Raw genomic sequence first — 14,601 nt, 5'->3', positions numbered from 1 at the left:
CCCTCACTACAAAATGCAGTGAGGGATTTTTGGTACGCAGATTTTCTAAAATTGGGTTTGGATATTTTATTTCTGGAAAATTTAATGTACTAATGGGATTTGGATTGTAAGTTTCATTTAATTTTAAACAAAATTGGGAAGTAGATGACCTGAGCCTCCACGATTAAAATTTATCAGTGATTGTGTAAAGGTAAACAACTATAATTAATGTTAATATATATTATATTAAAGTTTACAATTCAAAGGGTGACATGAAAGTGGAAATATTAGAAAAAATTGATCAACACGCACAAGAACTGCCACAACGCCTTGCGTTACAATTTGATGATTTAAAGTGCAATTATAAACAATTAAAAATAAATATCGAATTAGTGCTTGAAGATATAGCGCGTATTCCTAGTCATCAATTTGTAGCAGTCATAATGAAAGACCCTATGGAAACAATCATCTATTATTGTGCATTGTTAAAGAAAAATTGTATTCCATGCATACTAGATTTTCAATGGTCACAAGCGCAGATAGACACATTACTAGATCATTATGGGATTTCTTATGTCATCAATGAGGAACAAGAAATAATAAGTAAGCATATTAAAAATAATCAATTGAAGAGGCATGATGATTTATTACATGTTGGTTTTACTTCAGGAACGACAGGCTTACCAAAAGCTTATTATCGCAATGAAAAATCATGGCTATATTCATACAAAGAAAACGAAAAGCTTTTAGGGATGCCGATTAATATACTCGTTGCACCGGGTCCTTTATCTCATTCGTTGTCTTTATATACTTGTATCTATGCTCTGTATAGTGGCAGAACGTTTATAGGACAACGTCAATTTGATGCGCCATTGCTATTACAAACGATTGAAAAAGTATCTGAAACAGTTGCCATGTTTATAGTGCCGACGATGTTAACATCGTGTTTGGCTGAAAATATTAAAATGGAGTCAGTGCGCTATATTTTTTCTACAGGTGATAAGTTACCTTTGGAAATAAGAAATAAAGTTCAACAATATATGCCACAAACTATATTAATTGAGTTCTTCGGAACATCTGAAGCAAGCTTTATAAGTTATAACTACAATAATGAAGCACCGTATCATTCTGTAGGTTTACCTTTTCCAAATGTGAAAATACACTTGGCACATCAGGATGAACAGGGTGTAGGCGTGTTGCATATTCAAAGTAATATGGTGTTTAGTGGTTATGTAAATCAAGATATTTCACGGAGTAAATGGTTGGAAATTGGTGATTTTGCATCACTTGATCATAACGGATATCTCTATTTGCACGGACGTCAGAGTGACCGCATGATTATTGGTGGTCGAAATGTTTATCCAACTGAAATTGAGCGTGTAGCCCAAGAATATGAATATTTTAACGAAGTGTGCATAGTGAGTAAGCCGCATTCGAAGTTCGGAGAGGTTGCAGTACTACTTTATACAGGTACACGATATGTGTCTTATCAATCTTTGAAAAGTTTTTTGTCATCATATTTGGCAAGATATCAAATACCATCTAAATTGATTAAAATAGATAAAATGTACTATACACAAAGCGGAAAAATAGCGCGTAGACAAATGAAGGAACGTTACTTAGGAGGAGAGTTTAAATAATGAAAGAAGCAGTCATAGTTGCAGCAAAACGTACAGCATTTGGCAAATATGGGGGAAAGCTTAAACATATAGAGCCAGAACACCTCATAAAGCCATTATTTACACATTTCAAAGAAACATTCCCCGATGTGATGTCAAATATTGATGACGTTTTTCTAGGTAATGTCGTAGGTAATGGAGGTAATTTGGCGAGAAAGTCCTTACTTGAAGCAGAACTAGATCACCACATCCCGGGCGTAACTATCGATAGACAGTGTGGCTCAGGTTTAGAAGCGATATTACAAGCTTGCCGTATGATACAAGCAGGCGCAGGTACAATTTATATGGCAGGCGGTGTAGAAAGTACGAGCCGTTCACCTTGGAAAATAAAGCGACCGCAATCTGTTTATGATACCCAATTACCAGAGTTTTTTGAACGCGCATCATTTGCACCTGAAAGACAGGACCCTTCAATGATTGAAGCGGCTGAAAATGTAGCTCAAACTTACAACATTTCAAGAACAGCACAAGATTATTATGCATGGATGAGCCATCAAAAAACAATGGCTGCATATGAACATCAAATCATTTCCCGAGAAATAATGCCATTTCAAGTTAAGGGTGAAACATTTCAGCGAGATGAAAGTATTAAACCAAAGTTAACGGAACGGACGCTGAATCGTTTGAAACCACTCTTACCTGAAGGAACAGTTACTGCTGGAAATTGTTGTATGAAAAATGATGGTGCAGTGTTATTAATGATTATGGAAAAAGAAACTGCCAAAGCATGTGGTTTTAATAGCGGGTTAGCATTTACTGATGGCTTAACTGTAGGCGTAGACCCGAATGTATTAGGCATAGGTCCTGCACCAGCAGTGACAAGACTACTAGAAAAAAATCACTATACTATTGATGAAATTGATGCGGTCGAATTGAATGAGGCCTTTGCATCACAGGTATTAGCAAGTCAAGAAATGTTGGGATTAACTAATGCGAAATTAAATGTTTATGGCGGCGCAATCGCTACAGGTCACCCCTATGGTGCAAGTGGTGCAGCTTTAGTGACGCGCTTGTTTTACATGGATGAATATCAAAGAACAATTGCTACAATGGGAATAGGAGGCGGCATGGGCAATGCATTATTGTTTGAAAGATGGACATGAAGAGCAAGAAATCATATTTAATGAAGATGATGTCATAGCTTATAATCAATATTTTAATCAATATCCATTAAATAAAGTACGTCCACTATATTGTGCTAAGTTATGGCCAGAATTTCAGTTGTTTCAGCAATATGCTAATCGCAATATTTTGCTGAAAGAAACAGAAATAAACCATACAAAATCGCTTGAAACGAATGAAACATATCTAGCGCATATGTGTATGATAGAGAAGAAGAAAATAAAATCATTTATGAAATATACTTTTAAATTAGATGTACATAAAAATAGTGAAAACTATATCACTATTAAACAAATATTTTTGGAGCAGCTATAGTATGATACAAATAACAACAGAACAAGTGAATGAATATTTAGGCTTAATTAATGATCAAAACCCAGTGCATCAATATATAGTGCCTGGTCAATTGATTGTGCAGCTAGCACTTACAAATAAAAAATTAGCATGGGTAGCATACAAAGTGAAATACATGGCATCGGTTGAAATAAATGAATCTTTAAATTTTGAACTTGTAACAAACGAAAAAATGGTTATTTCTAATCAAAGTGGTGATGTAAAAATTGTCATTGTGAAAATATAAATGTTGAATTGATTATGGTGTTCAAGGTGTATACGAATGATGAGAATATAATGCATTAGCGAGTACTTTTTTGTGTTAATTTAAAAGAGTACGATACAATAATAAGTGAAGTAACAAGTATACTAGGAGGATAACTATGACAGTAGAAACATATTGGAGATCTTTTATCGAAGCATTTCCTGAATATAAAGGTGTGCAATTTGATGCTTGGTCTTTTGGTGTTGACGAAGATGAATTAGCTGATTTAGTGAAAAAGGGCATGAAAACTGCGACGACAAGTGGATTATCGTCTTATAAAGTAGAGGAAGAAGCGTTACCACAAGTCGGTGATATCAGTGTTGTATTAAATGAAAAAGGAAACCCGCAATGTATCATTGAAACTACACGTGTTTATCAAACACCATTTAATGATGTTACTGAACATCATGCATATCTTGAAGGTGAAGGAGATAAGTCACTGGCACATTGGCGCCAAGCACATATCGAATTTTTCGAATCATATTATGCTGAATTAGGTATTCCTTTTGATGAATCAGAAATCATGGTGTGTGAAGAATTTAAGTTATTGTATGTATAAAAAAGAGCGGTACATAAGTTAGAACTGCTTCGAGTATTCTCTCCAAGCACAACAAAGGGGACAATCTTTGTCTAACTGTGTACCGCTCATAGGGTGAGTGTTTATAGGGTTGTGTTAGTCAAGGCAACATAAGGGGACAACTTATGTTGCCTTTATTCTTTTTAAACTTCTAATTTCTAAAGGGGAGTTTATTGCATATATGTTCTTCTGTAATCTGTTTAAAGCTAAATTTTGAAATGTCTTAGGTGTAAAGTAAATGTTATTAATAGGTTAATTTCATATTATCAACATCACTTTCAAGTAGAGAGAGTAACTTATATAATTCATTCATGCTGAAATTTTCATCAAATTTAACAGAAATTGTTTTGAAAGTTTTAGTGATAATTTCATATATTGGGTTACCATTTTCAAAAGCCTGTTTGTAGATAATCATGCTGTGATTCCCTCCTTTTTCTCTCTACACTTTATATACTAATAGATTTACTTGGAAAATACATGAGTCTTCAGTATCAACTTCGTATCGGTCTTATGTCGTATATGATTTAAAAAGTAAAAAGTATGTGAAAATGGTGAGTGAAGCAAAAGGGTTAGAATTGAACTTTGTTGAATTTTGGTGTAAATTGTAACTGAGATGTATCGTGTTTTAAAATTCAAGCTTGGAGTGATAATGTATGAAAAAAATTGCAAAGACTTTTGTAGCATGTAGTATTGTGTTTGGAACTACAGTAGGCCTAAGCATTGCTAACGAAGACATATCACAAAATGAAGTACAAGCAGAAACGACGCAACCTTATTATGATTATGAAGGCTACACAGCTCAAGGTGGAGATTTTGTATTAGATCAAGCATTTTATAATGGATTGAAAGCAGGTAATATTACTTTTAATGATATTAAAGTGAATAGTAAATATGATTCAGGTTCTGAGAGCAAAGTAATTTATGATCAAAAATTTGAAAAAGTAAATGGTAATAAAGCTAATTCAGTAGAATTTGAGATAGCGGAAGATGCAGTAAGTTTACAAGATATGAGAGTGCAATTTGGACAAAACTTTGAATATCAACCACCGCTTCATGGGGACAAAGTAAATAGCTCCGATGGTTTGTATGGGTATAAAGTAGGCGAAGGTTATATCGTATTTCATATGAGTGATGGTTATGTAACGAGTGTGACAGTATCATAAAGCATATTTAATATACAAAAACCAAGTAGAAATATATTTAATTTCTACTTGGTTTATTTTATTGATAGCGTTGCTTTTAAACTTCTGTAACGTCAACATCAATATGTTCAACACGGTTATATGCACCGTGGTCAACCGGTCCTACAAAGTCATTCATCTTCCAACCATTTTTAATTGCAGAAGCAACAAAAGCTTTGGCAGCAATAACTGCTTCTCTAGGTGTTTTGCCGTTTGCTAAATACGCAGTAGTTGCTGCAGCAAAAGTACAGCCTGCACCATGATTATAGCTTTGTTGGAACATATCAGTAGTTAATTGGTAGAAGTGTTCACCATCATAGTAAAGGTCATAAGATTTATCTTGATCTAATGCTTTACCACCTTTAATAATGACATGCTGTGCACCTTGTTTATGAATGATTTCAGCAGCTTTTTTCATATCATATATTGATTTTAAAGTACCTAGATTTGCAAGTTGTCCCGCTTCAAATAAATTTGGTGTTACGACAGTTGCTTTAGGTAATAAATGTTCAATCATTGCGTCAGTGTTGCCAGGATTTAATACTTCATTTTCGCCTTTACAGACCATTACTGGATCAACGACAAAGTAGTCGGCGCCAGATTCTACATATGCTTCACCAGCACGTTTGATTATTTCTTGTGTACCGAGCATACCTGTTTTCACAGCATCTGGGTGGATTGAGATTGCTGTCTCTAATTGTTTCTCAAATACATCAAATGGAATTGGCGTTACGTCATGAGACCATGTCGCTTTATCCATTGTAACGATTGATGTCAGAGCAACAATGCCGTATGTCTCTAACTCTTGAAATGTTTTTAAATCTGCTTGCATACCTGCCCCTGCACTTGTGTCTGAACCTGCAATCGTTAATGTTTTTTTCAATGCCATGAATCTTCACTCCTAAATTTCTTTTGTACATATCATACCACGTTTGTCGAGTATTCTAAATAATGACCTTTTAAATAGCGAGCAATATTTAACTACTTTGTATAAGGTAGATTAATTTTATTTTTGATGAAGAGAAATAGGGTTACCTGAGCTGGTTTAAAGGTTTACAAGTGCTAAGGCACTTGCATAAGTAGTGCTAATCTTGCTAATGCAAGAAGTGCTACTTTTACATGCATAAGAACTACTTATTCCGTGCATAATTTCTTGGACGTGGATTTTAAAAGGATTACCTGAGCTGAAGCTCATGCATAAGTGGTTCTATTCTTGTGAATACAAAGTAGAAATAATGGTTCGCCTGATCTGAAGCTCATGCATAAGATCTACTTATTCACGCGCATAATTTCTTGCACGTGAAAGTAGTTCTAATATGTTAAAATACAAACTGAGGTGAGAGGGAATATGGAATGGTCAGATGTTTTTCATGAAATTACTACACGACATGACTTTAGTGCGATGCACGAATTTTTAGAAAAAGAATATACAACAGAAATTGTATACCCAGATAGAGAGAATGTTTATCAAGCATTTGATTTAACACCATTTGAACAAGTGAAAGTTGTCATATTAGGTCAAGATCCATATCACGGACCGAATCAAGCACATGGCTTAGCTTTCTCAGTACAACCAGATGCTAAGTTTCCACCTTCGTTGCGTAATATGTATAAAGAGCTTAAAGAGGACATAGGTTGTGAAAGAACAACGCCACATTTACAAGATTGGGCGCGCGAGGGTGTTTTGTTATTGAATACAGTTCTGACTGTCCGCCAAGGTGAAGCACATTCACATAAAGAAATTGGCTGGGAACTTTTCACAGATGAAGTGATTAAAACAGTATCTGAACAATTAGAAAATGTTGTGTTTATTTTATGGGGAAAACCCGCACAACAAAAAGTCAAATTGATAGATACATCAAAACATCATATTATTAAGTCTCCACATCCAAGTCCTTTATCAGCTTATCGTGGTTTCTTTGGTTCAAAACCATATTCTCAAGCAAATACGTATTTACAAGAAAATGGTAAAGCACCAGTGAATTGGTGTGAAGGTGAGGCATAAACATGGAAAAAGATAAAGTTATACAGTTAATTGAGCAAGAATTAGTAGCAGCGGACGAAGCAAATAATAATGCTGAATTTGAAAAGCATATTTATGCTATTCATACGTTGACTTCACTTGTTACAGGGTCGACAAGTCAGCATAAAAGTTATAAAGATAATACGTATGATGTTTCTTCGTCATTCCAAACATCTACTATAGTAAGTAATGGTACTTCAAAACCCCAATCAACTTCTAAAAAACCAGCTGTATCTGCGGAAGAGATTCGAGCGATGGGCGGTAAAACATCACAACCAGTGCCACAAAATAGCGTTTCTGACAAATCACTTACATCTAACAAGTTGGTTACAGATGATGAAATAGGTAATGGAGATTCAATATTTGATTTTTAATTAAGAAGGGAAGTAAATAGCATGATGAAAGTATTTATTATATTAGGTGCATTGAACACAATGATGGCTGTAGGAACTGGCGCATTTGGTGCACATGGCTTAGAAAATAAACTATCAGCAAAATATTTATCAGTATGGGAAAAAGCAACGACTTACCAAATGTATCATGGTCTAGGCTTACTTGCGCTTGGTATCATTAGTGGTACAACTTCAATTAATGTGAATTGGGCAGGTTGGCTCATGTTCTTCGGTATCGTCTTTTTCAGTGGCTCATTATACATTTTGGCATTAACTCAAATTCGTATCCTTGGCGCAATTACGCCAATCGGTGGGGTTTTATTCATAGTAGGTTGGTTAATGCTTATTATCGGAACATTTAAATTATAAATTTTTAATTGTTATAGAATTCATCTTGTGGGTATAATACAGTCCATGAGGTGAATTTTATTTATGAGTCAAAATGATAAGCAAATAGATAGAGGAGATTTAAAACAAAACTTATCTGAGAAATTTGTATGGGCTATAGCCTATGGTTCATGTATAGGTTGGGGTGCATTTATCCTACCTGGCGACTGGATTGGTCAATCAGGCCCTATATCTGCAGCGATAGGTATTGTAATTGGTGCATTATTAATGATACTGATTGCAGTAAGTTATGGTGCTTTAGTTGAACGTTTTCCAGTTTCAGGTGGAGCATTTGCATTTAGTTTTTTAGGATTTGGAAGGTACGTTAGTTTCTTCTCATCCTGGTTTTTAACTTTTGGATATATATGTGTTGTAGCTTTAAACGCAACAGCATTTAGTTTATTAATTAAGTTCTTACTACCAGATATATTAGAAACTGGTAAGTTATATACTATTGCAGGATGGGATGTTTATATAACTGAGATTCTTATCGCATCGTTATTATTAATTGTCTTTATGTTTATAGCGATTAAAGGTGCAAGTGTATCAGGATCTCTACAATTTTATTTCTGTGTAGCAATGGTTATAACAATCTTATTACTATTTTTCGGTTCATTCTTTGGGAATAACTTCTCTTTTGAAAATTTACAACCGTTAACGAATGAAAAAGAAGGTTGGTTTACATCCATTATTATGATTGTGGCAGTAGCGCCATGGGCGTATGTTGGATTTGATAATATTCCACAAACAGCAGAAGAATTTGATTTTGCGCCGAATAAAACATTTAAATTAATCGTTTATAGTTTACTTGCCGCAGCATTTACTTATGTATTAATGATTTTATACACAAGTTGGTTAAGTAGCTCATCTACAAGTTTAAACGGTAATTTATGGTTAACAGGTGCTGTGACACAAGAAGCATTTGGTTACATTGGTTTAGCAGTGCTAGCAATCGCAATTATGATGGGGATATTTACTGGTTTAAATGGATTCTTGATGAGTTCAAGCCGTTTATTATTCTCAATGGGACGCTCAGGCATTATGCCTTCTGTATTTAGTAAATTGCATAAAAAATATAAGACACCTTATATTGCAATTTTCTTTTTAGTTTCTGTTACATTAATTGCACCGTGGCTAGGTCGTACTGCATTAACATGGATTGTTGATATGTCTTCAACAGGTGTATCAATTGCTTATTTTATTACATGTTTATCAGCAGCAAGACTCTTTAGTTTTGATAAATCAAGTAACACATACGGACCTGTATACAAAGTATTTGCGATATTAGGTTCAATCGTTTCATTTGTATTCTTACTGTTATTATTAGTTCCTGGGTCACCAGCGGCACTTTCAACACCATCTTATATCGCATTAGGCGGTTGGTTAATCATTGGTTTGATTTTCTTTGTTGTACGCTATCCAAAACTGAAAAATATGGATAATGACAGATTAAGTAAACTTATTTTAAATCAATCAGAAGATGAAATAGTAGATTTAATTAATAAAAATAAATCAGATAAAGCGAACACCTAGTTATTTTTGTGAATAATAATCATGTTTTTTGCATGTAAAATTATGTAATTCTAACATTTAAACTTGGATTATATAATTTCATATACGCCCTTCAATACAGACACATTAAAAGTGTTTATATTGGAGGGCTTTTATTATTAGAGGTTTGATTATAGAAACGGCGAGTAACAAAAAACCTGAGAAAAAGCATTATTACAAATGATTTTTCTCAGGTTTTTGATTTAGTATCATGCATTTTAAATTCTTTTTTTACGTATTTTCGTACCAGATACAATAAGCTTTGATATTTGATCAGCAAAAAGTAATCCTAAAGCGATAGCACCAGCAATTAAAGTCACTTCTAGCATCGTATTAATGGCTTTACTAAATTCTAATAGGATTAAGTTTTTTGTTGCATCGAATGCAAGGCCACCAGGCACGAGTGGGATGATACCTGGAACCATAAATATGATTACGGGTTCCTTTTTATAACGAGCCATGATGTGGCTCAGCATACCTAACGCAATACTTCCAAAGAAACTAGAATATATAGTATGGAATTGAAAACCTTCATAAAATAAAATATAAAACATCCACCCACACGCACCTACAATACCAACTGTGTTGTATAGGCGTTTTGGTACATCAAATATCACACCAAAGAAAAGGGAAGCAGTATAACTAAATATTAAATTTAAAATCCAAAACATAGACATTGCTCCTAAAAAATAATGAGTATAGTACCAACACCGGCGCCTATACCAAAAGCAGTCACTAGGGCTTCTAGTGATTTAGTGGTAAATAGTAACATATGACCGGCGAATAAATCTTGAATGGCATTCGTGATTAATACACCAGGCACGATAGGCATTACTGAAGCTATTATGATAGTAGATATTGAACCACCGGGTATTAAATGATGCCCTGAAACGGTTATGAGACCGATGACAATTGCGCCCATAAATTCTGGGATAAATTGAGCATGTAGTTTCCTTTGAAGCGTTTCTACAACAATGAAGCCAAAGGACCCAGCCAAAATAGCAGTAAGTACATCTGTTAAGATGCCACCTTGAAGATATAAAAAACTCGCTGCGATAATAGCGGCAGCTATAAATTTGAAAATTAGATCATGGTTAATGCTTTGTTCGTGATATATTTTTTGCAGTTCTTGAAAGGCATCTTCAAGTGAAATGTCACCTAAAGCAAGACGCCTAGATATGCCATTTGTTCTTGATATGCGATGAAGATTTGTATCTCGTGTTTTAATTCTGAAAATCCTAGGATAAGATTCGTTATGTAACATGAAGTTAATTACTGTATTTGTTACGAAACTATTGCTTTCTGGATAGCCTAACGTAGTTGCAATTCGAGTCATTGTATCTTCAACTCTGGAACCTTCTGCACCAGATTCCAACAGGATACGTCCTGCGAGCAAAATAACATCTTTCGCCATTCTTTCATCATAACTTTCAACTGTTTGATTGTATATTGTCATTTAATCACCAATAATAAAGTATTTAACTAAAGCTATGTTTTTGTATTCATAGCATAGGAATAAGTTATTGAGTTAATAATTTTTATTGTAACACTTTACTCTTAAAAATTGTTAGAAGAATCAGAAAGTAACTTATACGCTTTATAAAAATTAAAATATAACATTTTATACAATTTAAGTAATTTAAATATGTTTCAAATTTCGCAAATAGGCTAAAATAATATTAGTTAGCTGTTTCAGACAAATATTGAGTAGCGACAATATTTAGCAGTTAATATTAAATTAAGTAGTGATTAAAGTTCTCCCAAACACACTACACAGACTCAGGCATACTTGTTTAATAGCAAGTGTGCCTTTTTTTACTCGCTCTGCATTCAACTAGTTGAATGCTAGAGCGAGTTATGCAAGCGTAAGCTTGCGAACCTTAAGTAACAACTAGTTGAATGCTAGAGCGAGTTATGCAAGCGTAAGCTTGCGAACCTTAAGTAACAACTAGTTGAATGCTAGAGCGAGTTATGCAAGCGTAAGCTTGCGAACCTTAAGTAACAACTAGTTGAATGCTAGAGCGAGTTATGCAAGCGTAAGCTTGCGAACCTTAAGTAACAACTAGTTGAATGCTAGAGCGAGTTATGCAAGCGTAAGCTTGCGAACCTTAAGTAACAACTAGTTGAATGCTAGAGCGAGTTATGCAAGCGTAAGCTTGCGAACCTTAAGTAACAACTAGTTGAATGCTAGAGCTAGTAGGAGCGAGTAACGGGGTATGAAAATGTATAAAAAATGTCGACAAAGTTAGATACTTTGCCGACAGCTTTAAACAATTCCATTAATATGAATGTAATCGTTTATTGTATTTTATAATGAAAATAGATCTTGTAAGACATCTTTTGTGATGATATTACCTACGAAGAAACTACCAAAGTCGCCGTAGCGTGCAGTTGTTTCATCAAATCTCATTTCATAAACAATTTTTTTGAATTGAAGTGGGTCTTCTGCAAAAAGTGTTACGCCCCATTCATGATCGTCAAAACCAACAGATCCAGTGATGAATTGTTTGATTTTACCTGCATATTGGCGACCAATCATGCCATGATCATGCATAAGTTTCTTTCTATCTTCAAGTGGTAACATATACCAGTTATATGTTTCACCACGACGTTTATCCATTGGATAGAAACAGATGTATTCAGTACGAGGTAATTCTGGGAATAATCTTGGTTTAATATGAGGATTTTCATATGGATCTTCATCAGATTTTCCTGCAAGATAATTACCTAATTCTATGATAGAAACATAAGAATATGTTGGAATTAAGAAATCTGTAATTTTCAATTTATTAAATTCATTTTCAAAAGCATTTAAATCTTTCATTTCTGGACGTAATACCCATAAAAGAAGGTCTGCTTTTTGACCATTAATATTATAAAATGCATGATCTCCTGCATTATTTGTGCGTGCTTCTTCGTGCTTATCTAAAAACGATTGTAATTCTTCCACGAGAGATTGACGTTCTTCCTCTGGAACTAAACGTAAAGTAGTCCAATCAATAGCATATAATAAATGTAAACTATACCAACCGTCTAACGTTTCTGGTACTTGTGGCATTGTAAATCGCTCCTTTGTGAAAATTTCTATGTCTTCACTATAAAATTCTACCATAAAGGAACTGTTAAAACATAAGTAAATGATTACAAATTGGTGACATGGAATTCTATAAAAAAATAACGTATACTATATAGTGTAAATAAATAGATTTAAATTTCGAGGAGGCCCCTATGTCTTTATTAGATGTATTACAAGAAAAACTTTCAGGAAAAAATGTGAGAATCGTATTACCTGAGGGTGAAGATGAACGCGTATTAACAGCAGCAACACAATTACAAAATACGGAATATGTTACACCAGTAGTATTAGGTAATGAAGCTAATGTGAAGACTTTAGCTAATGATAAAGGATTAGATATTACTAACATTGAGGTTATCGATCCAGAAACAAGTGAATTGAAACAAGAATTAGTGACTGCTTTCGTTGAACGCCGTAAAGGTAAAGCGACTGAAGAACAAGCACAAGAAATGCTAAAAAATGTAAACTACTTTGGTACAATGCTTGTTTATACTGGTGAAGCTGAAGGACTAGTTAGCGGTGCAGCACATTCTACAGGCGATACAGTTCGCCCAGCGTTACAAATTATTAAAACGAAACCTGGTGTTTCAAAAACATCTGGCGTTTTCTTTATGATTAAAGGAGAAGAACAATATATCTTCGGCGATTGCGCAATCAATCCAACACTTGAAGCACAAGACTTAGCTGAAATTGCAGTAGAGAGTGCAAAAACTGCTAAAAGCTTTGACATGACACCGCGTGTAGCAATGTTAAGTTTTTCAACAAAAGGCTCTGCAAAATCAGACGATGTTGAAAAAGTAGCAAATGCAGTGAACTTAGCGCAAGAGAAAATTGAAACTGACAATATTGAAGATGTTGTTGTAGATGGTGAATTCCAATTTGACGCAGCAATCGTACCTGAAGTTGCTAAGAAAAAAGCACCAGACGCAAAAATACAAGGTAATGCTAATGTATTTATCTTCCCAAGTTTAGAAGCGGGTAATATTGGATACAAAATTGCACAACGTTTAGGCGGTTTTGATGCAGTAGGTCCAGTACTACAAGGACTTAATTCTCCAGTGAATGATTTATCGCGTGGTTGTTCAACAGAAGACGTGTATAACTTATCAATCATTACTGCTGCGCAAACATTACAATAATGGATTTAGCAAGCAAATATTTTAATGATATAGATTGGCGTTATATTGACCATTCTTCTGGGTTAGCGCCTATGCAATCATTTGCATTCGATGATACATTTTCAGAAAGTGTTGGCAAAGATTTATCATGTAATGTTGTACGTACTTGGATACACCAACATACAGTCATTTTAGGTATCCATGATTCACGCCTACCTTTTTTACAAGATGGTATTCGTTATCTTACTGAAGAACGTGGCTATAATGCGATTGTTAGAAATTCAGGTGGCCTAGGTGTAGTCTTAGACCAAGGTATACTCAATATTTCTCTCCTATTTAAAGGTAAACATGACATTACAATAGACGAAGCTTTTACAGTAATGTATTTATTGGTTTCAAAAATGTTTGAAGATGAAGACGTAGAGATTGAAACACACGAAATTGAACGTTCATATTGTCCAGGGAAATTTGATTTAAGTATTAATGGACGAAAATTTGCAGGCATTTCACAAAGGCGAGTACGTGGCGGCATTGCTGTACAAGTATATCTTTGTGTAGAAGGTGATGGCAGTGAACGCGCCGATATGATGAAGTCTTTTTATAAACGCGCGTTAAAGGATGAAGAAACAAAATTTACTTATCCAAATATAGATCCACAATGCATGGCGTCATTAGAGTCATTATTAGGCAAAGAAATCACTGTTCAAGACGTAATGTTTAAGTTATTATACGCGCTTAAAGATTTAGGTGGACGATTAAATATGGAACCTATAACAGATGATGAATGGCAACGCTATGAAGGTTATTTTGAAAAAATGATTGAACGTAACGCCAAGATGAATCAAGCAATGGATTAAATCATTATTAAGGCCAGAAACGGTACTTTTTTATTAAAGTAACGGCTCTGGTCTTTTTTAG

General features: G+C 34.4%; 17 protein-coding genes. 12 read left to right on the top strand and 5 right to left on the bottom strand.

The features are described 5' to 3' along the window. Positions 1–257 precede the first annotated feature (257 nt). From MHB47_RS11180 to MHB47_RS11160, 5 genes are all read left to right on the top strand, one after another. Positions 258–1,619, top strand: a complete 1,362-nt coding sequence (locus MHB47_RS11180) for an AMP-binding protein (RefSeq protein WP_340756709.1) — start codon at positions 258–260, stop codon at positions 1,617–1,619. After that, positions 1,619–2,761, top strand: a complete 1,143-nt coding sequence (locus MHB47_RS11175) for a thiolase family protein (RefSeq protein WP_340756707.1) — start codon at positions 1,619–1,621, stop codon at positions 2,759–2,761. The genes MHB47_RS11180 and MHB47_RS11175 overlap by 1 nt, the downstream gene beginning before the upstream one ends. Continuing rightward, positions 2,733–3,095 (top strand): hypothetical protein, encoded by a 363-nt coding sequence (locus tag MHB47_RS11170; protein ID WP_340756705.1) that lies wholly within the window; start codon positions 2,733–2,735, stop codon positions 3,093–3,095. The genes MHB47_RS11175 and MHB47_RS11170 overlap by 29 nt, the downstream gene beginning before the upstream one ends. 1 nt (position 3,096) lies before the next feature. Beyond that, the gene (locus tag MHB47_RS11165; RefSeq protein ID WP_340756703.1) at positions 3,097–3,360 is read left to right on the top strand and encodes a hypothetical protein; all 264 of its coding nucleotides are present in this window, start codon (positions 3,097–3,099) and stop codon (positions 3,358–3,360) included. 136 nt (positions 3,361–3,496) lie between these two features. Further along, positions 3,497–3,937 carry an ASCH domain-containing protein gene (locus MHB47_RS11160; RefSeq protein WP_002508452.1) on the top strand — a complete coding sequence of 147 codons (441 nt, stop codon included), beginning with the start codon at positions 3,497–3,499 and terminating at the stop codon, positions 3,935–3,937. 262 nt (positions 3,938–4,199) lie between these two features. On the opposite strand, the gene vraX is transcribed toward MHB47_RS11160, so the two are convergent. Beyond that, positions 4,200–4,370 (bottom strand): C1q-binding complement inhibitor VraX, encoded by a 171-nt coding sequence (vraX, locus tag MHB47_RS11155; protein ID WP_002508451.1) that lies wholly within the window; start codon positions 4,368–4,370, stop codon positions 4,200–4,202. Positions 4,371–4,608: 238 nt separating this feature from the next. Between vraX and isaB the strand changes: the two genes are divergently transcribed. Next, on the top strand, positions 4,609–5,118 hold the full coding sequence (gene isaB, locus MHB47_RS11150) for an immunodominant staphylococcal antigen IsaB family protein (RefSeq protein ID WP_340756700.1): 510 nt from the start codon (positions 4,609–4,611) through the stop codon (positions 5,116–5,118). A 76-nt stretch (positions 5,119–5,194) separates the two neighbouring features. Here isaB and thiD read toward each other — a convergent pair whose 3' ends face one another. After that, positions 5,195–6,025: a bifunctional hydroxymethylpyrimidine kinase/phosphomethylpyrimidine kinase gene (thiD, locus tag MHB47_RS11145; protein WP_340756698.1), complete on the bottom strand. Its 831-nt coding sequence runs from the start codon at positions 6,023–6,025 to the stop codon at positions 5,195–5,197. 447 nt (positions 6,026–6,472) lie between these two features. On the opposite strand from thiD, the gene MHB47_RS11140 reads away from it, so the two are divergent. The 4 genes from MHB47_RS11140 (at position 6,473) to MHB47_RS11125 (ending at position 9,471) form a co-directional block, all read left to right on the top strand. Further along, a complete protein-coding gene (locus MHB47_RS11140; RefSeq protein ID WP_259335516.1) occupies positions 6,473–7,141 on the top strand; it encodes a uracil-DNA glycosylase in 669 nt (222 codons plus the stop codon). Positions 7,142–7,143: 2 nt separating this feature from the next. Further along, positions 7,144–7,533, top strand: a complete 390-nt coding sequence (locus tag MHB47_RS11135) for a DUF5327 family protein (RefSeq protein ID WP_340756694.1) — start codon at positions 7,144–7,146, stop codon at positions 7,531–7,533. Between the two features lie 24 nt (positions 7,534–7,557). Then, positions 7,558–7,920 (top strand): DUF423 domain-containing protein, encoded by a 363-nt coding sequence (locus MHB47_RS11130; protein WP_107514541.1) that lies wholly within the window; start codon positions 7,558–7,560, stop codon positions 7,918–7,920. A 63-nt stretch (positions 7,921–7,983) separates the two neighbouring features. Then, positions 7,984–9,471 (top strand): APC family permease, encoded by a 1,488-nt coding sequence (locus MHB47_RS11125; protein ID WP_107514509.1) that lies wholly within the window; start codon positions 7,984–7,986, stop codon positions 9,469–9,471. A gap of 236 nt (positions 9,472–9,707) precedes the next feature. On the opposite strand, the gene MHB47_RS11120 is transcribed toward MHB47_RS11125, so the two are convergent. From MHB47_RS11120 to hemQ, 3 genes are all read right to left on the bottom strand, one after another. Further along, entirely contained in the window at positions 9,708–10,160 is a 453-nt protein-coding gene (locus MHB47_RS11120) for a threonine/serine exporter family protein (RefSeq protein ID WP_002508444.1), read from the bottom strand. 11 nt (positions 10,161–10,171) lie between these two features. Continuing rightward, the gene (locus tag MHB47_RS11115; protein ID WP_172457968.1) at positions 10,172–10,939 is read right to left on the bottom strand and encodes a threonine/serine exporter family protein; all 768 of its coding nucleotides are present in this window, start codon (positions 10,937–10,939) and stop codon (positions 10,172–10,174) included. An 858-nt stretch (positions 10,940–11,797) separates the two neighbouring features. Further along, positions 11,798–12,547 (bottom strand): hydrogen peroxide-dependent heme synthase, encoded by a 750-nt coding sequence (hemQ, locus tag MHB47_RS11110; protein WP_002508442.1) that lies wholly within the window; start codon positions 12,545–12,547, stop codon positions 11,798–11,800. A 170-nt stretch (positions 12,548–12,717) separates the two neighbouring features. On the opposite strand from hemQ, the gene pta reads away from it, so the two are divergent. Together pta and MHB47_RS11100 are read left to right on the top strand one after the other, a co-directional pair. Then, positions 12,718–13,704: a phosphate acetyltransferase gene (gene pta / locus MHB47_RS11105; RefSeq protein WP_340756692.1), complete on the top strand. Its 987-nt coding sequence runs from the start codon at positions 12,718–12,720 to the stop codon at positions 13,702–13,704. Beyond that, complete coding sequence (locus MHB47_RS11100; protein ID WP_340756690.1) at positions 13,704–14,540, top strand: lipoate--protein ligase family protein; 837 nt, start codon at positions 13,704–13,706, stop codon at positions 14,538–14,540. Before pta ends, MHB47_RS11100 begins: the two co-directional genes overlap by 1 nt. Positions 14,541–14,601: the final 61 nt, after the last annotated feature.

The organism is Staphylococcus sp. FSL K6-3157 (assembly GCF_038005145.1).
Taxonomy (GTDB): Bacteria; Bacillota; Bacilli; order Staphylococcales; family Staphylococcaceae; genus Staphylococcus; species Staphylococcus equorum.
Note: the sequence above shows the minus strand (reverse complement) of the source record. Positions and strands in the feature narration are given on the sequence as shown.

Coding starts and splice junctions, on each gene's coding strand:
- MHB47_RS11165 (WP_340756703.1), top strand. CDS start 3,097: ATGATACAAATAACAACAGAACAAGTGAATGAATATTTAGGCTTAATT.
- MHB47_RS11135 (WP_340756694.1), top strand. CDS start 7,144: ATGGAAAAAGATAAAGTTATACAGTTAATTGAGCAAGAATTAGTAGCA.
- MHB47_RS11130 (WP_107514541.1), top strand. CDS start 7,558: ATGAAAGTATTTATTATATTAGGTGCATTGAACACAATGATGGCTGTA.
- MHB47_RS11170 (WP_340756705.1), top strand. CDS start 2,733: ATGCATTATTGTTTGAAAGATGGACATGAAGAGCAAGAAATCATATTT.
- vraX (WP_002508451.1), bottom strand. CDS start 4,370: ATGATTATCTACAAACAGGCTTTTGAAAATGGTAACCCAATATATGAA.
- MHB47_RS11160 (WP_002508452.1), top strand. CDS start 3,497: ATGACAGTAGAAACATATTGGAGATCTTTTATCGAAGCATTTCCTGAA.
- pta (WP_340756692.1), top strand. CDS start 12,718: ATGTCTTTATTAGATGTATTACAAGAAAAACTTTCAGGAAAAAATGTG.
- MHB47_RS11100 (WP_340756690.1), top strand. CDS start 13,704: ATGGATTTAGCAAGCAAATATTTTAATGATATAGATTGGCGTTATATT.
- MHB47_RS11125 (WP_107514509.1), top strand. CDS start 7,984: ATGAGTCAAAATGATAAGCAAATAGATAGAGGAGATTTAAAACAAAAC.
- MHB47_RS11175 (WP_340756707.1), top strand. CDS start 1,619: ATGAAAGAAGCAGTCATAGTTGCAGCAAAACGTACAGCATTTGGCAAA.
- MHB47_RS11120 (WP_002508444.1), bottom strand. CDS start 10,160: ATGTTTTGGATTTTAAATTTAATATTTAGTTATACTGCTTCCCTTTTC.
- isaB (WP_340756700.1), top strand. CDS start 4,609: ATGAAAAAAATTGCAAAGACTTTTGTAGCATGTAGTATTGTGTTTGGA.
- hemQ (WP_002508442.1), bottom strand. CDS start 12,547: ATGCCACAAGTACCAGAAACGTTAGACGGTTGGTATAGTTTACATTTA.
- thiD (WP_340756698.1), bottom strand. CDS start 6,025: ATGGCATTGAAAAAAACATTAACGATTGCAGGTTCAGACACAAGTGCA.